Annotated in this window: 18 protein-coding genes; 9 read left to right on the top strand and 9 right to left on the bottom strand. The window is 68.0% G+C overall.

Annotation, left to right across the window (positions count from 1 at the left end):
• Positions 1–14: 14 nt before the first annotated feature.
• The 4 genes from DOM66_RS14485 to DOM66_RS14470 form a co-directional block, all read right to left on the bottom strand.
• Positions 15–1,634, bottom strand: coding sequence for a diguanylate cyclase (locus DOM66_RS14485; protein WP_110690656.1), 1,620 nt, complete (start codon positions 1,632–1,634; stop codon positions 15–17).
• Positions 1,624–2,013, bottom strand: a complete 390-nt coding sequence (locus tag DOM66_RS14480; protein WP_110674807.1) for a response regulator — start codon at positions 2,011–2,013, stop codon at positions 1,624–1,626. The genes DOM66_RS14485 and DOM66_RS14480 overlap by 11 nt, the downstream gene beginning before the upstream one ends.
• A gap of 1 nt (position 2,014) precedes the next feature.
• A complete protein-coding gene (locus DOM66_RS14475; RefSeq protein ID WP_157959057.1) occupies positions 2,015–5,482 on the bottom strand; it encodes an ATP-binding protein in 3,468 nt (1,155 codons plus the stop codon).
• Between the two features lie 99 nt (positions 5,483–5,581).
• The gene (locus tag DOM66_RS14470; protein WP_110674809.1) at positions 5,582–6,457 is read right to left on the bottom strand and encodes an ATP-binding protein; all 876 of its coding nucleotides are present in this window, start codon (positions 6,455–6,457) and stop codon (positions 5,582–5,584) included.
• 147 nt (positions 6,458–6,604) lie between these two features.
• Between DOM66_RS14470 and DOM66_RS14465 the strand changes: the two genes are divergently transcribed.
• Both DOM66_RS14465 and DOM66_RS14460 read left to right on the top strand, forming a co-directional pair.
• Positions 6,605–7,225, top strand: a complete 621-nt coding sequence (locus DOM66_RS14465; RefSeq protein ID WP_110674810.1) for a hypothetical protein — start codon at positions 6,605–6,607, stop codon at positions 7,223–7,225.
• A gap of 183 nt (positions 7,226–7,408) precedes the next feature.
• Positions 7,409–8,215 (top strand): M48 family metallopeptidase, encoded by an 807-nt coding sequence (locus DOM66_RS14460; protein ID WP_110690654.1) that lies wholly within the window; start codon positions 7,409–7,411, stop codon positions 8,213–8,215.
• A gap of 173 nt (positions 8,216–8,388) precedes the next feature.
• Here DOM66_RS14460 and aroE read toward each other — a convergent pair whose 3' ends face one another.
• The 3 genes from aroE to DOM66_RS14445 form a co-directional block, all read right to left on the bottom strand.
• A complete protein-coding gene (aroE, locus tag DOM66_RS14455; RefSeq protein ID WP_110690653.1) occupies positions 8,389–9,201 on the bottom strand; it encodes a shikimate dehydrogenase in 813 nt (270 codons plus the stop codon).
• Entirely contained in the window at positions 9,198–10,130 is a 933-nt protein-coding gene (gene hemF / locus DOM66_RS14450; protein WP_110690652.1) for an oxygen-dependent coproporphyrinogen oxidase, read from the bottom strand. Before hemF ends, aroE begins: the two co-directional genes overlap by 4 nt.
• Before the next feature lie 103 nt (positions 10,131–10,233).
• The gene (locus DOM66_RS14445) at positions 10,234–10,782 is read right to left on the bottom strand and encodes an L-threonylcarbamoyladenylate synthase (RefSeq protein ID WP_110674814.1); all 549 of its coding nucleotides are present in this window, start codon (positions 10,780–10,782) and stop codon (positions 10,234–10,236) included.
• Between the two features lie 205 nt (positions 10,783–10,987).
• Between DOM66_RS14445 and DOM66_RS14440 the strand changes: the two genes are divergently transcribed.
• Complete coding sequence (locus DOM66_RS14440; protein ID WP_157959056.1) at positions 10,988–11,830, top strand: 5'-nucleotidase, lipoprotein e(P4) family; 843 nt, start codon at positions 10,988–10,990, stop codon at positions 11,828–11,830.
• 89 nt (positions 11,831–11,919) lie between these two features.
• Here the strand turns inward: DOM66_RS14440 and dprA are convergent, their stop codons facing one another.
• Both dprA and DOM66_RS14430 read right to left on the bottom strand, forming a co-directional pair.
• The gene (gene dprA / locus DOM66_RS14435; protein ID WP_110690650.1) at positions 11,920–13,074 is read right to left on the bottom strand and encodes a DNA-processing protein DprA; all 1,155 of its coding nucleotides are present in this window, start codon (positions 13,072–13,074) and stop codon (positions 11,920–11,922) included.
• Entirely contained in the window at positions 13,071–14,189 is a 1,119-nt protein-coding gene (locus DOM66_RS14430) for a LysM peptidoglycan-binding domain-containing protein (RefSeq protein ID WP_188115190.1), read from the bottom strand. The genes dprA and DOM66_RS14430 overlap by 4 nt, the downstream gene beginning before the upstream one ends.
• 188 nt (positions 14,190–14,377) lie before the next feature.
• Here DOM66_RS14430 and def point away from each other — a divergent pair, with 188 nt between their 5' ends.
• The 6 genes from def to DOM66_RS14400 all read left to right on the top strand — a co-directional run bounded on the left by def (position 14,378) and on the right by DOM66_RS14400 (position 18,984).
• The gene (def, locus tag DOM66_RS14425) at positions 14,378–14,890 is read left to right on the top strand and encodes a peptide deformylase (RefSeq protein ID WP_110674818.1); all 513 of its coding nucleotides are present in this window, start codon (positions 14,378–14,380) and stop codon (positions 14,888–14,890) included.
• An 85-nt stretch (positions 14,891–14,975) separates the two neighbouring features.
• Complete coding sequence (fmt, locus tag DOM66_RS14420; protein ID WP_110690648.1) at positions 14,976–15,992, top strand: methionyl-tRNA formyltransferase; 1,017 nt, start codon at positions 14,976–14,978, stop codon at positions 15,990–15,992.
• Positions 15,989–17,350 carry a 16S rRNA (cytosine(967)-C(5))-methyltransferase RsmB gene (gene rsmB, locus DOM66_RS14415; RefSeq protein ID WP_110690647.1) on the top strand — a complete coding sequence of 454 codons (1,362 nt, stop codon included), beginning with the start codon at positions 15,989–15,991 and terminating at the stop codon, positions 17,348–17,350. Before fmt ends, rsmB begins: the two co-directional genes overlap by 4 nt.
• A gap of 326 nt (positions 17,351–17,676) precedes the next feature.
• Positions 17,677–17,994, top strand: a complete 318-nt coding sequence (locus tag DOM66_RS14410; RefSeq protein WP_110674821.1) for an ArsR/SmtB family transcription factor — start codon at positions 17,677–17,679, stop codon at positions 17,992–17,994.
• Positions 17,987–18,352 (top strand): SRPBCC family protein, encoded by a 366-nt coding sequence (locus DOM66_RS14405; protein ID WP_110690646.1) that lies wholly within the window; start codon positions 17,987–17,989, stop codon positions 18,350–18,352. The genes DOM66_RS14410 and DOM66_RS14405 overlap by 8 nt, the downstream gene beginning before the upstream one ends.
• A gap of 23 nt (positions 18,353–18,375) precedes the next feature.
• Positions 18,376–18,984 carry an ATP-dependent Clp protease proteolytic subunit gene (locus DOM66_RS14400; RefSeq protein WP_110690645.1) on the top strand — a complete coding sequence of 203 codons (609 nt, stop codon included), beginning with the start codon at positions 18,376–18,378 and terminating at the stop codon, positions 18,982–18,984.
• Positions 18,985–19,064 lie beyond the last annotated feature (80 nt).

The raw sequence follows: 19,064 nt of genomic DNA, 5'->3' as shown, positions 1-19,064 counted from the left end.
GTTTTCAGATATGCCTAGACGCTGGTGTCGCGGGCCACGCATACCCGATTGCGCCCGCTCTGCTTGGCTTCGTACATGGCGCGGTCGGCAGCCTCCAGCAGCGCGCCGGCGTCCGCCCAGTCGAAGGTGCTCGCCACGCCAGCGCTGAAGGTGGCATGGAACACGGCCTTCCCCGCCACGCACTCCATCTGGGCAAAGCTCTCGCGGATACGCTCGATCGCCTCACACGCGTTGTCCAGCGAGCACGCCGGCAGCACCGCCACGAACTCCTCGCCGCCGTAACGGCCGACATGATCGACCCGACGCAGGCGCTGGCGCAGCAGGTTGGCGAGCAGGCGGATCACGTAGTCGCCGGTGCCGTGGCCGTAGGTGTCGTTGATCGACTTGAAGCGGTCGATATCGATCATCACCACACACGCCTCGGCGCCGCTGCGCTGGGTGCGTGACTGCTCGATCTCGATCAGTTCCTTGATCGCCGGGTGCTTGATCAGCCCGGTCAGGCCGTCTCGGGCCAGTGCCTGGCTCAACTGCCGCGAGCGCTGGGCGCGCGCAGTCACCGCCGCGGTCAGCGCCACGTCTGAGATCGGCTTGACCAGAAAGTCATCACCGGCCTGGGCCAGCGCCTGGGCCTGGCGCTCGGCATCCGACTCCGCCGAGAGATAGATCAGCGGGATACGCAGCCAGTCGTCGTCGAAGCGGATCAACCGCGCCAGTTCCGTTCCCGAGCAGCCCGGCATGTTGATGTCGATCAGCACCAGATCGGGCACGAACTCGCGCAGGCCGCGTAGCACGTCACTGGGCTGGTCGATCACCCGCGACTCGATGCCGGCCACCTTCAGCGTCAGGCGGAAATGTTCGGCCAGCTCGACATCGTCGTCGACGATCAGCACCCGGTAAGGGTCCTGTTGCGGCAGGCTGACCAGATGGCGCAGACGCCGTTCCAGCGCCGGCACGTCGAGGGGGTGGGTAAAGAAGCCCTGAGCGCCGGCGCGCACGGCCTGCAGGCGGGCGTCGAAGCTCCCGTCATCGCTGAGCAGTACCCGCATCGCACTGGGTACCTCGGCGACACTGGCTTGCCATACGGCGGGCTCGACATGGGCCGTGTCGATGATCACCACGTCGGGCCGCCACGAACGCCACTCCTCGATCTCGGTCAGACAGCGGCAGTCGTAGCCAAAGCCACTCAGTGACTGCAGTAACCCATGCGTGTCGCCCTCGGCCATGATCGCGATCCGAATCGCACGCTCGCCGCTCACCAGCTCGTAGTCCGCCTGTGGCTCTGCCACCGACGCCGTAGCGCTGTTCTCGAGCAGCCGGTAGCTACCCGAAAGACGGTCATGCAGCGTGGTCAGCATCGGCGACGTGGGCGCCACTGCGGTCTCCAGCACGGTCTGTACCCACAGCTCCATCTCGCGCGCTTCCTGCCCCAGCGCCGGATAGCCGAAGGTCCCCGCGGAGCCGGCGATGCGATGCAGCCCGTGGCGCAGCGACTCCAGCGCCTCGGGCTCGACCGCGCGCTGGCGTGCGGCGAGCTCCCGCGCCTGCGCCATCAGCGTCTGCAGATCGTTGCCGATACGCTCGGCGTACTGCTCACGCAGCGCCGCCAGACGCCTTTGAACCTCTTCACCCTGCATCCGAGCGCTCCCAGATCTCACGCAGCTGGGCCGCCAGCGTCATCGGATCGAACGGCTTGATCACCACATCGAGCGCCCCGATGGCGCGGTAGTGATCCAGCTCGCTGGGCTGCACCTTGGCGGTCATGAAGATCACCGGGATCTCGCGCGTCTCGGCCTGCTCGCGCAATTTACCCAGCGTCGTGGGGCCATCGATGCCGGGCATCATCACGTCCAGCAGGATCAGATCCGGCTGCCATTCGGCGGCCTTGTCCAGTGCCGACTGGCCATTGTCGCAGCTGGCGACCTCCATACCGCCAACCACTTCGAGGGCGATCCGCGCCACTTCCTGAATCGACGGATCGTCCTCGACATGCAGGACACGATGTAACGCTTGCATGTCAGCTCTCTCCCTGTGTGTCGTTGCCGTCAGCTCGATGTCCCTGCAGCTGGCGGTCGAAGGCTTCGCGCAGCGCCTCGGCGGAGAGCCCGGGCCGCGCGATCGCGGTGTCGACCCGGCCAAGCAGGGTCGGCGCCAATGCCTGCTCGGAAAGGATGATCACCGCCGGGTGGTGCGGCAGCTGGCTGAGCAGCGGAATGATCTCCCAGCCCGGTCCGTGGTTCTCGGTCAGGTCGAGCGAGATCAAGCCGTATTCGTTGCTATCGAGCAGGTAGCGCGCCTCGGCCACCGAGCGTGCCACGTCCAGCGTCATGCTCGCAGCGACTTGACCGGCAACCCGCCGGGTCAACTCGGCATCGCTCTCCACGTGCATGATGCGCGCCCGCCGCGGGACGGCAGTGAGCGAACCCTGCAGCGCACTGGACAGGCGCTGTTCGTCGAACGGCTTGGCCAGCCAGTCGACCGCCTTGAGCTGGCCGCCGATCTCCAGCTGCCCCTCCTCGGCGATCGCCGACACCACCAGCACCGGCAGCTCCCGCGTGGCCGGCTGATCGCGCAACTGACGCAGCAGTGTCAGCCCGTTACCGTCGGGCAGCATCAGATCGAGGGTGATGGCGTCGAAGCTACGTCGCTCGACCCAGCCTAGCGCCTCTTCCAGAGTATGCGCTATCTCGGCCTGATAGCCCCAGCGCCGTACCATCATCGCCAGCAGCAGCGCGGTGTCAGGATCGTCTTCGACGATCAGCAGTCGCGAGGCGGGATCGACAGGCATCTCGGCGATGGTCGCCGGCATCGGCAGCGCCACCTCGGGTTGGTCTGCCGACTGGCGCTCGATCCGCGGCAACTCGAAGAAGAAACACGCCCCCTGGCCCTCTTCGGAGAAGAAACTGATCGAACCGCGCATCCGCTCGACCAGTTCCCGGGTGATCGCCAGGCCCAGACCGGTGCCTCCCTGCTTGCGCGTGCTGGACGCGTCGGCCTGGGAGAACTTCTGGAAGATGCGATCGTGGAACGCTTCGGGGATACCCGGGCCGTGATCGATCACGCTGACCCGTACGCGCTCGCCGATCGGTTCGACCCGGATCTCCACCTGCATGTCCGGGGGCGAGAACTTGGCGGCATTGGAGAGCAGGTTGCTCATGACCTGCTGCAGGCGCATGGCATCGACGTTCACATCGGTTCGCTCCATGCGCTCGGTGACCACATAGTGAACCTTGAACTGATCGGCGTAGGCCTGATTGGACTCGATCGCCTGGTCGATCAGCGGCATCAGCGGCTGTTCCTGCATCTGGAACGTCATCTTGCCGGCGACCAGCTTCTCCATGTCGAGCAGGTCGTTGATCAACAGGATCAACCGTTTGGCGTTGCCATGCGCCACCGCCAACATCGAACGCATGCTCTCCGGTGGTTCGCCCAGGGCCCCCCCCTGAATCAGACCCAGCGACCCGGAGATCGACGTCAGCGGGGTGCGCAGCTCATGGCTGACGGTGGAGATGAACTCCCCCTTCAAGCGTTCGTTATGCTTACGCTCGGTGATATCGTGCAGGAAGCCGTGCCAGGTGGTGCTGCCATCCTCCTCGCGTTCGGGCACCGACTGCCCCGACAGCCAGATGACGTCACCATTGGCTTTTTGCACGCGATACTCGCAGTGCCACGGGGTCAGATTCTTCTCCGACTCGCTGATCGACTCCACCAGCAGATCTCTGTCTTCCGGCACGATGCGCTCGAAGACCTGGGTGGCATCCTGTTTGGCCTCCTCCGGCGTCACACCGTAATAGGCGCGTATCGCCTCGCTGGCGTAGGGAAACGAGGGGTGTCCATCGAGATCCTGATGATACTGGTAGATCAGCCCGGGAACCTGGGAGGCGATCTTGGCCAGACGCCCGGATAGCTCCTCGCGCGCTTCGACCTCCTGCCAGCGCATCAGGGTACCGCCGACCCAGCGCGCCAGCAGGCGCACGAACTCGCGGTCGGCCTCGTCGAACGGACGCCCGCGCACGCTGTCGCCGCTGAACGCCAGCGCACCCAAGCGCTCGCCGTGGACCCAGATCGGCGCGCCGATGTAGCTCTTCAGCCCGAACAACCGGCGGCAGCGGTGATCGCGCCAGCCCTCGGCGTCGGCATCGGAGAACGCCACCACGTCGTTACTCGCCACCACCTCACTACAGTAGGTATCGCGGGTCTCCAGTACCTGCCCACGCGCGAAGCGATTGTCCGGCGAATAGCCGGCCTGGATGATGTAATCCTCGCCATCGATCTGGTTGGCGACCGCGAATGGCAGGTCGAGATGCGCCGCGCCCATCTTGAGCGCGCGCTCCATCAGCAGCGGAAACGAGGTCTCCTGCAGCGCGGCGATGTCGTTGAGCGTCTGCAGCGCCTCCTTCTGCGCCTCTAGGCTCTGATTGACCGCGACCAGTGAACGCTTCTGCTGCTCCAGGCGCTGCTGGTGATACAACATGGTCTCGCGGGTGACCCGGCGCGTGCCCCACAGCAGCAGCAGCAGGCAGGCTTCGGCAATCAGCCAGGCCACCCCCCAGCGCAGCCAGGTGGCGACCACCTGCTGATGGCGGTGATGATACTGGGCGCTGACGTCCTTCCAGATGGCGATCGCCGCCACGACCTGCGAGCGCTCGTCGCCGCTCCGGCTCACCGGCAACAGCGTCAGCAGATAGTGATGGTGCTCACGTCCATCGACGATTCGCCAGTCGGCCCGCGTCCTCACGTCTGGGAAGCGATATTGATCGAGCCAGTCGGCAATGCTCGCGTCGGAGCTTTCATTCACCCGCCACGATATCTGACCGCCATTTTTGCCCCCTTGGCGCGCGAGAACGGCGACACCGCTCTCCAGCTGCTCCGAGAGCTGTTCGACATTGGCGACCAGGCCGAACTCCACCTCCAGCAAGCCGACGAGCTGACCGCCATTCTCGCCATCAGGCGCCCTGATGGGCGCGATGGCAGCCGTGGTCGCCCGCTCACCGTCGAACTCGATGCCGAAGACCGGCTCCCCGGTAGCCGCGCTCTGCTGCAACAGATAGTCGCTGTCCGCGATGCTCTCCCGTTCCACACCAGGGGGCTCGGTGTGCAGAAACGGATGACGATCATCCGCCCCGGGCAGGAAGACATTGAGCTCCAGGGCACCGCCAGCCCGCAGCGACTGCCAGTAGGGTCCGATGTTGTCGCGCAGGCGCTCTCGAAGCGTCGCCAGCTGGTCCGGCGAGGACGCCTGCGCAGCTTGCGCCATGAGCCCACGGACCACCGGGTCGGCCACCAAGGTGGTGGCCAGCACCTGGACCCGGCGCTCGAGCCCGGCGCGGGTCGCACTGACCGTGATGCCCTGCTCCTGGGACTGGAACGCCAGATCGCGCTGGAACGCCTCGCGATCATTGTGCAGTGCCTGGGTCAGCATGAAACCGAAGAATGCCGTCAGCAGCACACTTCCCAGCAAGGTCGTCAGCAACGGTAAACGCAAGACTTTCACCCAGGACCTCTCATCAGCGCTGAAAAAGTATGAGCACGTCCCTCAGACTTTTTCGCGAGAGAAATGCCCTGGCGAAAAGCTTAACGCATCTTACTGATATTGCATTTGGCGAATAGCCTCGGTTCCCACCCACTGACAGGCGAATTGCCACGCCGCACGGCCGCTACGCACCCCACGCAAAGTGGCATAGCGCAGCGCCTCGGCACGCGCCGCCTCATGCCAGGCATCGGCGCCGCCGAGATGCTCGACCCAGTGGCGGCACGCCTCGAGATAGGCCTGCTGATCGAAGGGGTGGAACGCCAGCCACAGACCGAAACGGTCGGAGAGGGAGATCTTCTCCTCCACCGCGTCGCCATGGTGCAGCTCGCCGTCGACCAGTTGGGTCTGCTGGTTGTCGGCCATCGACTCCGGCAGCAGATGGCGGCGGTTGGAGGTGGCGTAGAGCAGCACGTTCTCCGGCGGCCCGGTCAAGGTGCCATCGAGCACGCTCTTGAGCGCTTTGTAGGCATCGTCGCTGCCCTCGAAGGAGAGGTCGTCGCAGTAGACCACGAAGCGGTGCTGATGATCGCGCAGGCGCTGGACCAGCAGCGGCAGCGCCACCAGATCGTGGCGATCGACCTGGATCAGGCGCAGCCCCTCGCCGGCCAGGCTGTTGAGCAGCGCGCGCACCATCGACGACTTGCCGCTGCCGCGGGCGCCCCACAGCAGCGCATGGTTGGCCGGGCGCCCCTGCAGAAAGGCGCGGGTGTTGTCGACCAGCGCCCGCTTCTGACGCGCCACGCCGATCAGATCGTCGAGTCCCACCGCATCCCGCGGCGCCACCGGCACCAGTTGACCGCCCAACGGATGCGACTGCCACAGCGCCGCCACGTCGCGGGTCCAATCCACCGCCGGGGGCTGCTCGGGTAGCCACGCCTCGACACGCTCCAGCAGTCGGCTCAGCCGTTGGGCCAGCTCTCCATCCATCTCTCGAATCTCCTCGGGTCGATATTGCGGGTCCGGCGCTGGCGGGGATTGCCAATCGCCACGATGGGCGTATCTTGTGCCGCGCGCGCCGCCGGGTCCAGTCGGCCCGGCCACGCGCGCCCCCATGACTCCCTTCGAGGAGAGACGATGACGTCTCGTGCCCGCCTTGCCTGCGTTCTACTGCTGCTCTCCCTGCTCGGCGGCTGCCTTGCCCTGCCCCAACTCGGCGTCCTGCTCGGGCGTATCGCGCTCTCCTCGCTCGGCGTCGATAACGTGCGTATCGGCAACTACCACTTCGCCCCCGGCCTCGCAGGCATCGACGAACGAACCCTGCTGAACTCGGGCCTGGCCCTGGCCGGGCTGCCGGTGAACATCGACCTGCCGCTGGCGCTCTCGCTGCCCGCCAACGCACCGGCGATCGAGCTCCAGGGCTTCTCTTGGGAACTCCAGGTGCCCGGGGCCGAAGCGGTGGCCGGTGAGTTCGATCAGCCGGTGCCCTTGCGCGGCGGTGAGACCACCACGGTGACACTGCCGGCGGCGCTCGAACCGCGCGGCATCGACGCCCTGCCCAGCCGCGCACAGAAGGTCGCTTCGCTGCTCGATCTAGCGCGCCGTCTCAGTACCAGCGGCGAACTCCCGCCGGGCAGCCGGCTCAGCCTGACCCCGGCCCTGCCGCCGGCGCTGGCCCGGGTGGTCTCCGCCCCGACCGTGCAACTCGATGTCGGTGGAGAGAGCGGCTCGGAGCCCATCGAGACGCCCACGCAGTGACCCAGAAGCCGGTCCGGGGTCGGCAACCGCGGCCCACGGAGGCGCACTGGTTGACCGCCCCGGCAGGCCGGGTATCTTGGACGGGCTGATGCGCAGCGTAGGGCCGGATAGGGCACCGCCAGACCACCCTCGACGTCAGCCAAGACAGCAACGATAACGCCAGACTCGTATTCGGAGACCCGCATGTCACTCCCCCTCTCGCGCCGCGCCTTGGGCGTTCTCGGCGTCGCGGCGCTGCTCAGCGCCTGCAGCACTTCGCCTATGGGACGCAACCAGCTCGCCTTCTACTCCGATGACGAGCTGGCCCAGATGGGCAAACAGAGTTTCAGCCAGTACGAGCAGCAGCTGCCCACGGTGGGCGGTGCCCAGGCGCGCTACGTGCAGTGCGTGGCCGACGCCATCACCGCCCAGGTGCCGGCCAGCGACGGTATCGGCAAGTGGCAGGTGAAGCTGTTCAAGGATGACAGCGCCAACGCCTTCGCCCTGCCCGGCGGCTATATCGGTGTCAATACCGGGCTGCTCAAGGTCGCCACCAATCAGGACCAGCTAGCCGCGGTGATCGGCCACGAGGTCGGCCACGTACTGGCACATCATGCCAACGAGCGGGTCTCCACCCAGGCCGCCACCCAGACCGGACTCTCGGTGCTGCAGAGCGCTGCCGGGCTACAGGGCGCCGGCGGCGAACAGGTGATGGGGCTGCTGGGGGCCGGGGCGCAGTACGGCGTGATCCTGCCGTTCTCGCGCAAGCAGGAGTCGGAAGCCGACCTGGTGGGTCTGGATCTGATGGCGGACGCCGGATTCGACCCCCGCGCCAGCCTCAAACTGTGGCAGAACATGGCCGCCAACAGCCAGGGCGAGCCGCCGGCGTGGATGTCGACCCACCCCAGCAACGACCAGCGCATGAGTGGGTTGAAGAATCGTCTCGACGAAGCGGTACCGCGCTACGAACAGGCCAAGGCGGCCGGGCGGCGGCCCAACTGCAAGGCGTGATTCCAGGCAACCCCAACTGGTCACGACAACGGCCGCCGCCGGAATCCTCCGGCGGCGGCCGTCTGCTATCTGTTATCTGTTATCTGCTATCCAACGATGCGCTACGGACGTGCGATCTCGAACGACTGACTGGGCGCAGCGTGCGACGCCGCTACCGGCAGCCTCGCGCGGCCTCACAGTTCGGCGCGCAGCCTCTCACGCAGCGCCGCGGTTTCCGGGCGCACCTGACGCCACAGCCAGAACGACTCCGCGGCCTGCTCGAGCAGCATGCCCAGGCCATCCAGCGTGCGCGCGCCGCGCGCTTCGGCCCAGCGCAGGAACACCGTGGGCTCGGCGCCGTACATCATGTCGTAGGCCAGCGCCTCGGATGCGAACAGTGTCTCCGGTAGCGGCGGCAACTCGCCGGCGAGGCTCGCACTGGTGGCGTTGATCACCAGATCGAAGTCACCCTCCAGCGCCTCGAAGCCGCAGCCGTCGACCCGCCCGCTGCCGGCGAACAGCGCCGCCAGTGCCTGCGCCTTGGCCGGAGTGCGATTGGCCACGCGCAGCGTATCCACACCCGCCTCGAGCAGCGGCTGGATCACCCCGCGGGAGGCGCCGCCCGCCCCCAGCAGCAGCACCCGCGCGCCCGCCAGCGGGGCGGCGTGGGCCTGCAGATCGCGCACCAGGCCGACGCCATCGGTGGTATCGCCGCGCACCCGGCCATCGGCGTCCAGCCACAGGGTGTTCACCGCACCGGCGAGGTGCGCGCGCGGCGTGTGCACCTCGGCCAGGGCGAAGGCATCCTGCTTGAACGGTACGGTCACATTGGCGCCACGGCCACCGGCGGCGACGAAGGCGCGCCAGGCGCCGGCGAAGTCATCAGCGGGTGCCTCGATCGCCTCGTAAACCACCGCTTCGCCGGTCTGCGCGGCGAAGGCAGCATGAATGCGCGGCGATTTCGAGTGGCCGATGGGGTTGCCGAAGACAGCGTAACGATCGCTCATGCGGGTTGCGGCTCCTGGGTGACGTTCAGCCAGTCGTGGGGTTGGAGATAGGCGAGCAGGCGCGCCTCCGGGCTACCCGGCTCCGGGGTCCACTGATACTGCCAGCGCGCGATCGGCGGCATCGACATCAGGATCGACTCGGTACGCCCACCGCTCTGCAGCCCGAACAGGGTACCCCGGTCCCAGACCAGATTGAACTCGACGTAGCGCCCGCGACGGAACGACTGATACTCACGCTCGCGCTCCCCGAAGGGGGTCTCGCGACGGCGCTCGGCGATCGGCAGATAGGCGTCGAGGAAGCTGTCGCCGACCGCACGCTGGAAGGCAAAGCACTGTTCGAACGGCCACTCGTTGAGATCGTCGAAGAAGAGCCCGCCGACGCCGCGGGTCTCGTTGCGATGCTTGAGGAAGAAGTAGTCGTCGCACCACGCCTTGAAGCGCGGATAGACCGACTCCCCGAATGGCTCGCAGGCGCGCTGGGCTACCTGATGCCAGTGCTGGGCATCCTCCAGGTAGGGATAGTAGGGCGTCAGGTCGAAGCCGCCGCCGAACCACCACACCGGCACCTCGCCGGGCTTGTCGGCGATGAAGAAGCGCACGTTGCCGTGGGAAGTGGGGATGTGCGGGTTGCGCGGGTGCAGCACCCAGGAGACCCCCACGGCGTGGAAGCTGCGCCCGGCGAGCTCGGGGCGGGCGGCGGTGGCCGAAGCGGGTAGCTCGGCACCGTAAACATGAGAGAAGTTGACCCCGCCCTTCTCGAACAGCGCGCCCTCCTCGATCACCCGACTGCGCCCACCGCCGCCCTCGGCGCGCTCCCAGGAGTCCTCGGCAAAAACCTTGCCGCCATCCAGCGCCGCGAGCGAGTCGCACAGGGAGTCCTGCAGCGAGAGCAGGTAGGTCTTGACGCTATCGAGGTGCGAATGTGCCATGGTCGATGTCCTTCTGCGGGGAACGGAAAATAGGGCGCCGGCTGCCAAGGGGCGGATGGCGGCTGTCAGGCGGACTCGGCGCAGCGTATGACAGCCGCCCGGCTCAGGGGCGTAGGACCCGGTCGCTGAGCAGGTCGCGAATCGTGCTGGGGCGATCGCGGCCCCCCAGAGGGCCGTCGACGATCGCCGCCACGGCGTCGCCGAAGGTCTCGCGCACCGCCTGCGCGCTCATCGCTGGCGCCTCGCCGGCGCGGTTGGCCGAGGTGGAGACCAGCGGCCCGCCCCAGGCAGCACATAGCGACTGCACCAGCGGATGGTCACTGACCCGCACCGCCAGGGTAGTGTGGTTGCCGCGCAGCAGCGGCTGGGCGCGCCCGTTGTCGGGGATCAGCCAGGTATTGGGCCCGGGCCAGCTGGCTGCCAGGCGCCCTCGCTGCTCGGCGTCGAGCCCGTCGAGCCACGGCGCCAGCTGCGCCAGGCTGCCGGCGATCAGAATCAAGCCCTTGTCGCTGGCGCGCCCCTTGAGCGCGATCACCTGTGCCAGCGCATCGGCGTCGTCCGGGTCACAGCCCAGACCCCAGACGCCCTCGGTGGGGTAGGCGATCACGCCCCCCTGTTCCAGCGCCGCGATTGCGGCGGCCCACTCTGACATCTCCGCTTCCTCGAGTTGCCGTATTCAAGCTGCGGCGATGGTAACACGACGCCTCTATAGTGCCCCCGCGCCCGAGCGTCGCACCCCGCCACGCCGGGCGGCGAGAATGGCGCCAGCGGCTTGCGCCGGCCATAGTGAAGCGGCAGGCAGCGCGACAGCCCGCGCTGGCGTCACATCGACTTCCACCTTGTCTCAGGAGCCCAAGATGACTCGATCGCCCCTCTCTCTCGCCCTGCTCGGCCTGGTCTGCGCCGGCGGCCTCAGCGCCTGCGCCCAGCAGCCGGCCCAGCAGACGAGCCAGCCGCCGGCGCCCGCGCTCTCCGATCAGTTGGTGATGGCGACACTATGGATGCAGACCTCCGGCGAGTACGCCGCGCTGAGCCACCAGGCGTTCAATCTCGCGCGGCGCAATCTCGACCGTGCCCTGGCCGCCTCCGACGGGCAGCAGCGCCCGCCGGCGATCGTGGTCGATGTCGACGAGACGGTGCTCGACAACACCCCCTACGAAGCGTGGCTGATCGCCAGCGGTCAGGACTACCAGAGCGCTACCTGGCAGCAGTGGGTGGACAAGGCCAGCGCCCGGGCGATGCCTGGCGCCAAGGCGTTTCTCGACTACGCCGCCTCGCGCGGGGTGGAGGTGTTCTATATCACCAACCGGCGCGCCGAAGAGACCCAGGCCACGCTACGCAATCTGCGCCAGGTCGGCTTCCCCGACGCCGACGAGGCGCACTTCCTGCCACGCGCAAAGAGCAGTGACAAGAGCGCCCGCCGCCAGCGGGTGGCACAGTCGCACTGGGTGATTCTGCTGATGGGCGACAATCTGGGCGACTTCTCCGCCGGTTTCGACCGTGACACCGCCGAAGCCCGGCGCGCCGCCGTCGAGGCCCAGCCGGACGCCTTCGGCAGCCGCTACATCGTGCTGCCCAACCCCGCCTATGGCGCCTGGGAGGGTGCGCTCTATCAAAACAATTGGCATCTGAGCGACGAACAGAAGGCCCACGCCCGGCACAATCACCTGCAGATGTGGAGCGGCCCCGAGACCCCCTGAGCCGCGCGATTCATCAAAACACCCAACGTGAACGGCCTCCGGACGGTCCACCGTCCGGAGGCCGTACGCGGCCCCTATCTAGCCGACGTTCAAGCGCGGCGGCGTACCCAGCCACCCGCGGTCTGCGCCACCCGCCCCTCCAGCTCGAGTTCGAGCAGCGCCAGCTGCAGCGTGGCCACGGACTCGCCGCACGCCGCGACCAGCACGTCGATCGGCGTCGGGGTGTCGCTCAGTTGCGCCAGCACACCAGCATTCGGCCCGGCCGCAGGCCCTGCTCTCTCCAGCGGTGTCGGTGCGGTCACGGATGGCGCCGTTTCCAGCGCATCGTCGGCCGGTATCGGCGACCAGTGACCCAGCTCTGCCAGCAGATCGTCGATGTCGCGCACCAGTGCTGCCTCGCCGCGCTGGATCAGCCGCAGGCAGCCGCTGGCCTGGGGGTTGTGGATCGAGCCCGGCAGGGCGAACACCTCCCGCCCCTGTTCGAGGCCCAGGCGTGCGCTGACCAGCGAGCCGCTCTTCTCCGCGGCTTCTACCACCAGCACGCCCCGGGCCAGCCCGGTGATCAGACGATTGCGCCGCGGAAAGAAGCGCGGATGCGCCACAGTATCGGCCGGATGCTCCGAGAGCAGCAGGCCGCGCCCCGCCAGCAGATCGCGGTAGAGCCCGGCGTGGCGTGGCGGATAGATCACGTCGACGCCGCAGCCGAGCACGCCGACGGTAGCTCCGCCCGCCTGCAGCGCCGTGTGCTGGGCGATGCCATCGATACCCAGCGCCATGCCGCTGACCACGCCGAAGCCGCGTGCGATCAGTTCCCGCGCGAAGTCCGCAGCGTTGTCGCGCCCTTCACGAGTCGGCTTGCGCGTGCCCACCACGGCAATCGCCGGTGGCGCCAGCGCGCTCAGGTCGCCCTTGGCCCACAGCACCAGCGGCGGGTCGGGGAGCTGATCGAGCAGCGTGGGCCAGTCGGAATGGGCCGGATGCAGCAGATGGTGGCGCGGGCTTTCGGCCTGCCACGCCAGGGCCGCGGCAACCGCGCCCTCCAACGGGCTGCGCGCCGGGTGATCGAGCCACAGCCGCAATGGCTGGGCCAGTGTGGCCGGTAGCGCCGCCAGCCAGCCCTGCGGCCAGGCTAGCGCCTCGGGCTCACGCCAGCGCTGCAGCAGCGGAGCCAGCCGTGCAGGGCCAAGCCCGGGCAACGCGGCCAGCGCCAGCCAGTCACGCAGCGTGGGGGACGCCGAACTCACCGTGCCTCCGTACGCGCCACGCTGGCGCCGAGCGCCTGGGGCGTGGTCAGCCGATCCCCCACCGCCAGCGCCTCGGAAGCCCGCATCACCAGCGCATAGGCGAGATGATCGAAGACCCGGAACACCATCACCGCGCCCGCCTCGTGGTCCGGCAGGATGATCCAGCCATTGCCGTCGGCGGCGCGCACCCGCTCGCCCTGGCGCATCACCTGCAGCACATGCCCCGGTTCGAGGCCGTCGGCACGTCCGCGGTCGATCGCCACCACGTCGTCACGGCCGATGAATCGCACCCCGCCGGGCACCGCGAGCAGCGTCGCGGTCACCGGCGAGGTCGGCGCGCGCGGCACGAACTCGGTGGTGATGCCGCCGTCATCCAGCGTCAGCAGGGTATCCCCGGCGCGTATCTCGCGTCCGGCGTCGAGCACTTCCAGCTCGCTGACATCATCATGGCGCTGCACCACCCGCGCCTCGCCCAGGCGCTGCAGCTCCCGCCCCAGGGGCGTGCCGTCAGCGGGGTCGCGGTAGTCGTCTCCCGCGCGGTAGATGCCCAGACGCGTGCCCGCCGGCGGCAGCCGCCCCTGGGCGTAGAGCCGGTCCCCCGCACCGCTGAGCAGGCGACCGCCCTGCCCCGCCACCACCTGCGGCGCCGACGCCAGCAGAGCAGGATCGACGATCCGGTAGGCCTTCAGGAACACCCGCACCCGCTCCAGCGGCAGGCTGGGCAGCGCCTCACGCACCGGCGCCCGGCGCACCTGGGGCGAGAGCCTGACCGTCCCGCCGCGGGCGCGCTCGACGCCGATACTGGGTTCGCCGGCGTGGGTTTTCAGTACCAATACATCGCCGGGATAGAGCTGTTCGGGCCCGGCCACCCCGGGGTTGCGTCGCAACAACTCGCGCCAGGACCAGGGATCTTCGAGAAAGCGCGCCGCCACGCCCCACAGCGTGTCACCCGGGCGCACCTGGTAGCGACTCGGGGCATCGGGCTTGAGGGTATAGGCCAGCGCCGGCACGGCGCCCGGCCCTGCCAGCGTGAACAGCAAAAGCGCCCCCACCAGTACCGATGACGCCAGCCGGCGGACGAACCGAGTGGATGAGAGCCGGGGGCTGATCGCCATCGCTGAATTCCTGCCGCTGGATATCGTGAGCACGGCACCGCCGCGCCTGTCAGGGATAGATCGGCCCGTACCGGCGGGACTTGAATCCCCCGACACCGGCGACATCGCATCGCGGGATTTTGAGAACGCGGCATGGCGGCTCTACAATAGAGGATTACGTCAACACGCCGACGGGCACCCAGAACGCTATGGCCATCAGAACCATCCTCGAATATCCCGATCCCCGCCTGCGCACCAAAGCCGCCCCGGTGGCGCAGGTCGACGACGAGATCCGCGCCCTGGTCGACGACATGATCGAGACCATGTACGACGCCTCGGGCATCGGTCTGGCGGCGACCCAGATCGACGTCCATCAGCGCGTCATCGTCATGGACGTCAGCGACGACCGCAGCTCGCCGCTGGTGCTGATCAACCCGAGCTACACCGCGCTCGACGATGAGCGCCAGCCGCTGCAGGAAGGCTGCCTGTCGATCCCCGACTACTACGCCGAAGTGCCGCGCGCCCTGCGCGTCCATCTGAAGGCGACCGACCGCGATGGCAACGCCTACGAGCTCGATGCCGACGGTCTGCTCGCCCACTGCATCCAGCACGAGTGCGATCACCTCGAAGGCGTGCTGTTCGTCGACTATCTGTCGCCGCTCAAGCGCGACCGTGTGCTCAAGAAGATGCAGAAGCGCCACAAGCAGGATCAGGACGCCTGATCCGGATTCGCCCATGACAGTCTTCGTTCGAGGCCGGCCGTCACCGTGACGCCGGCCTTTCGTGCTTCGAGAGGAACCCCGCCGCATGAGCCACAGCACCGACGGCCGATCGCTACGCATCGTCTTCGCCGGCACCCCCGACTTCGCCGCCGAGAGCCTCCAGGCGCTGCTCGACTCGCGCCACCGGGTCGTTGCCGTCTACACCCAGCCCGACCGCCCTGCCGGCCGCGGGCGCAAGCTGACACCGAGCCCGGTCAAGCAGCTGGCGCTGACCCACGCCCTGCCGGTATGCCAGCCGACCTCGCTCAAGACCGCCGAGGCGCAGCAGGAGCTGGCCGCGTTCGAAGCCGACGTGATGGTGGTAGTCGCCTACGGCCTGCTGCTGCCGCAGGCGGTGCTCGACCTGCCGCGGCTGGGGTGCCTCAACGTGCACGCCTCGCTGCTGCCGCGCTGGCGCGGTGCGGCCCCGATCCAGCGTGCCATCGAAGCGGGCGACGCCGAGAGCGGTATCACCCTGATGCAGATGGATGCCGGCCTGGATACCGGCGACATGCTGCTGGTGCGGCACACGCCGATCGAGACGACCACCACCGGCGGCACGCTCCACGATACCCTGGCCGCACTCGGCGGTGAGACCTTGATCGCCGGTCTCGACGCGCTGAGCGAGACCGGCCTCACGGCGACACCGCAGCCCGCCGACGGCGTCACCTACGCCAGCAAGCTCTCCAAGGCCGAAGCCGAACTCGACTTCCTCGAGCCCGCCGCGGCACTGGCACGCCGGGTACGTGCTTTCAACCCGTGGCCGGTGGCCTGGACCCGTCTCGACGGCGACAGCGTACGCCTGTGGCTGGCCGAGGCCGAGGCGGACACCGCCCAGGCGGCCACGCCCCCCGGCACCCTGCTCGCTCCGGCGGAAGACGCCCTGCGGATCGCCTGTGGCAGCGAAGGCCGCGAGGTACTGCGGGTCACCCGGCTGCAGCTGCCGGGCGGCAAGCCGCTGGCAGCCCGTGACCTGCTCAACGCCAAGCCCTGGCGGCTCGGCGCCGGAGCGCGCCTCGGCCAGCCGGCAACCCTGGAAGACCCGACGGGAGAAAGCGCATGAGCGGCGTCAGTGCACGTGTCGTAGCGGCCAGACTGCTGGTCCCGGTGATCAACGGAGAGGGCTCGCTGGCCTCACTCGATGCCGAGATCGCCGCCCAGGGGGTCGCCGAGCGCGACCGCGGCTTCGTCAAGGCGCTCTGCTTCGGCGTCTGCCGTGCCTATCCGCGCCTGGAGGCACTCTCGGCAGAGCTGCTGCGCCAGCCGCTCAAACGCCGCGACAGCGACATCCAGGCACTGCTGCTGCTGGGGCTCTACCAGCTCTTGCACATGCGGGTGCCGGCACACGCCGCGGTCAGCGAGACCGCCGGTGCCGCCCGCGGGCTGGGCAAGGATTGGGCCACCCGCGTACTCAACGGCTGCCTGCGCCGCTTCCAGCGTGAATCGGTGGCACTCGAGGCCAAGGTCGACCGCGACCCGCCGGTGGCGCTGTGGCACCCCGCCTGGCTGCTCAAGGCGCTGCGTCAGGCCTGGCCCGAGGCCTGGCAGGCGCTGTGTGCGGCCAACAACGACGCCGGCCCCATGACTCTGCGCGTCAACCGCCGCCGCGTGGCCCGCGATGCCTATCTCGAGCGCCTCGGCGCCGCCGGTATCGAAGCCACCGCCTGTCACTACGCCGCCGACGGCATTCAGCTCGCCGGGGCGGTGGACGTGCATCAGTTGCCGGGCTTCGCCGAGGGCGATGTCAGCGTGCAGGACGAATCGGCCCAGCTCTGCGCCGACCTGCTGGCGCCGGCGCTCGAGGGTCGCGACGGCGCCCGGGTCTTCGACGCCTGCGCCGCCCCCGGCGGCAAGAGCGCGCACCTGCTGGAGCGCTTCACCCTCGATCTCACCGCCAGCGATATCGACCCCGGCCGGCTGGCGCGGGTCGGTGCCACCCTGGAGCGGCTCGGTCTCGATGCTCGCCTGAGCGCCCTCGACGCCGGCAGCGCCACGCTAGCCGAGACGCTGGGCCATGCCCCGGAAAGCGCCGACACCGCAGCGCCGAGCGCGGGCTTCGATGCCATCCTGCTCGATGCCCCCTGCTCGGGTACCGGCGTGATCCGCCGCCACCCGGACATCAAGCTGACCCGCCGTGCCAGCGACATCGGCGAACTCGCCGCGCTGCAGGCACGCCTGCTCGACAACCTGTGGCGCCAGCTCGCCCCCGGCGGCACCCTGCTCTACGCCACCTGCTCGGTACTGCCGGCCGAGAACGCCGAGCAGATCGCTGCCTTCCTGGCACGCACCCCGGACGCCCGCGCCACCACTCCCGAAGCCCTCGCCTGGGGCCAGACCGCCGGCCACGGCCGCCAGCTGCTGACTGCCCAAGGCGGCCACGACGGCTTCTTCTACGCCCGGCTGGAGAAGGTGGCCGACTAGGTCCAGATCCAGAGAGAGGCAGGCACATCGCCTGCCTCTCTCTGTGATTCGCAGCGACAGCCACGTTGACTAAAGACGATCGCATCCTGAGCCTGCCCTCGAGCCCTTGATGGCAGCCTGCCGTGACAGGGGCGCGGTGACGTTTGACAAAAAGATAAGTCCAGGCTTATCTTTTGGGTAGGGATGACGACAGGTCGTGGGATAGCCGGTAGCGACTGGACAGACAAATAGCTGGATAAACCGATGCCCAGGCAGACAAGCTCAGGTTTCTCTGCAAACGGGGAGGGATGTGGGTGAAAAGATAAGTTTTCACTTATATCAATAACATGAACGAAGCCACGATATTTCACGCACTCGCCGACCCCAACCGTCGGGCCTTACTCGACCGTCTGCGACTCGCCGAGCTCAACGCAACCGAACTGCGCCAAGGCCTGGGCATTTCCCAGCCTGCCGTGTCACAGCATGTCGCCGTGCTCAGGAAGGCCGGGCTGATCGTGGCCAGCCGCCAGGGGCGACAGGTGCGCTACCGTATCGACCCAGACGGCCTGCGGCCGCTGCTCGACTGGCTCCAGCGTTATCAGGGCTTTTGGCCACAGCGTCTCGACAATCTGCAAACGCTTCTCGAGGAGATGGATCATGAGTGAACGGGAGTCACGACAGGCCGAGATCGTGCACGAGTGCGACTTCGACCATCCGCTCGAACAGGTCTGGAAGGCCGTGACAACGCCAGCTCTGCTGGCCAGATGGATCGGCTTGGCGCCGGGTGGTGGCGACACTGCACGCAGCGAGATCGACTACCGCATCGTCGAAACGCAGGCGCACGAACGCGTCTGGTTCGCCTGGCACGACCCCGCGACCGACCAGCCCCAATCGACGGTGCTGATAGAGCTGGAACCACTCGCGCCAGACAGGACACGCTTACGTCTGACGCATCGCCCCGGCGTCATGCATCAGCGAGCCGCCAACGACAGTTACCACTCACCGCGGGCCCTCGCCGCCTGACCGCCACCACCGGAGAAGCCGACATGAATAGCCGCTTGCAGCTCGTTCCCATGGTGGTGGAGCAGTCCTCCCGGGGCGAACGCTCATTCGATATCTACTCCCGCTTGCTGAGGGAGCGCATCGTGTTCCTCAACGGCGAGGTCAATGATGACTCTGCGGCACTGATCTGCGCGCAGTTACTGTTCCTGGAGTCGGAGAATCCTGAAAAGGAGATCTCCTTCTATATCAACTCCCCTGGCGGGGTCGTCTCCAGTGCCTTCGCCATCTACGACACCATGCAGTTCATCACCGCCCCGGTCGCGACGCTCTGCATGGGAATGGCCTGTTCGGCGGCCTCGTTCCTGCTGATGGGGGGTGAGCCAGGGCGACGGATGGCGCTGGCCAACGCCTCGGTGGTGATCCACCAGCCGTTGGGCGGCTTTCGCGGCCAGGCGTCGGATATCGCCATCCACGCGGCCAACATCCAGAAAACCAAGCGCCGGCTGATTGCACTCTATGCGCACCACTGTGGCCAGGACGAGGCAACCGTCGAAAAAGCGCTCGACCGTGACAACTTCATGGACGCCGAGCAGGCCCGCAACTGGAGACTGATCGACACTGTCATGACGCGGCGCAGCGACTTGGCGGCCTGAGCGGCAGGCGAGCAACATCCCGCCGAACAACTCAACGCGCTCATGGTTCACGCGTCACCAGGCCATTCTGACAGGCCGAG

Origin of the sequence: Salinicola endophyticus (genome assembly GCF_003206575.1) — a bacterium.
GTDB lineage: Bacteria > Pseudomonadota > Gammaproteobacteria > Pseudomonadales > Halomonadaceae > Salinicola > Salinicola endophyticus.
The sequence above is the reverse complement of the archived record's forward strand: the minus strand, read 5'-3'. Positions and strand labels throughout refer to the sequence as shown.

What these genes read in the sequence shown, in the direction of transcription:
- rsmB (WP_110690647.1), top strand. Translation starts at nt 15,989, where the DNA reads ATGAGCGGCGTCAGTGCACGTGTCGTAGCGGCCAGACTGCTGGTCCCG.
- DOM66_RS14405 (WP_110690646.1), top strand. Translation starts at nt 17,987, where the DNA reads ATGAGTGAACGGGAGTCACGACAGGCCGAGATCGTGCACGAGTGCGAC.
- DOM66_RS14470 (WP_110674809.1), bottom strand. Translation starts at nt 6,457, where the DNA reads ATGGATGGAGAGCTGGCCCAACGGCTGAGCCGACTGCTGGAGCGTGTC.
- DOM66_RS14440 (WP_157959056.1), top strand. Translation starts at nt 10,988, where the DNA reads ATGACTCGATCGCCCCTCTCTCTCGCCCTGCTCGGCCTGGTCTGCGCC.
- DOM66_RS14485 (WP_110690656.1), bottom strand. Translation starts at nt 1,634, where the DNA reads ATGCAGGGTGAAGAGGTTCAAAGGCGTCTGGCGGCGCTGCGTGAGCAG.
- def (WP_110674818.1), top strand. Translation starts at nt 14,378, where the DNA reads ATGGCCATCAGAACCATCCTCGAATATCCCGATCCCCGCCTGCGCACC.
- DOM66_RS14430 (WP_188115190.1), bottom strand. Translation starts at nt 14,189, where the DNA reads ATGGCGATCAGCCCCCGGCTCTCATCCACTCGGTTCGTCCGCCGGCTG.
- DOM66_RS14460 (WP_110690654.1), top strand. Translation starts at nt 7,409, where the DNA reads ATGTCACTCCCCCTCTCGCGCCGCGCCTTGGGCGTTCTCGGCGTCGCG.
- hemF (WP_110690652.1), bottom strand. Translation starts at nt 10,130, where the DNA reads ATGGCACATTCGCACCTCGATAGCGTCAAGACCTACCTGCTCTCGCTG.
- DOM66_RS14445 (WP_110674814.1), bottom strand. Translation starts at nt 10,782, where the DNA reads ATGTCAGAGTGGGCCGCCGCAATCGCGGCGCTGGAACAGGGGGGCGTG.
- DOM66_RS14410 (WP_110674821.1), top strand. Translation starts at nt 17,677, where the DNA reads ATGAACGAAGCCACGATATTTCACGCACTCGCCGACCCCAACCGTCGG.
- DOM66_RS14400 (WP_110690645.1), top strand. Translation starts at nt 18,376, where the DNA reads ATGAATAGCCGCTTGCAGCTCGTTCCCATGGTGGTGGAGCAGTCCTCC.
- DOM66_RS14465 (WP_110674810.1), top strand. Translation starts at nt 6,605, where the DNA reads ATGACGTCTCGTGCCCGCCTTGCCTGCGTTCTACTGCTGCTCTCCCTG.
- fmt (WP_110690648.1), top strand. Translation starts at nt 14,976, where the DNA reads ATGAGCCACAGCACCGACGGCCGATCGCTACGCATCGTCTTCGCCGGC.
- DOM66_RS14480 (WP_110674807.1), bottom strand. Translation starts at nt 2,013, where the DNA reads ATGCAAGCGTTACATCGTGTCCTGCATGTCGAGGACGATCCGTCGATT.
- aroE (WP_110690653.1), bottom strand. Translation starts at nt 9,201, where the DNA reads ATGAGCGATCGTTACGCTGTCTTCGGCAACCCCATCGGCCACTCGAAA.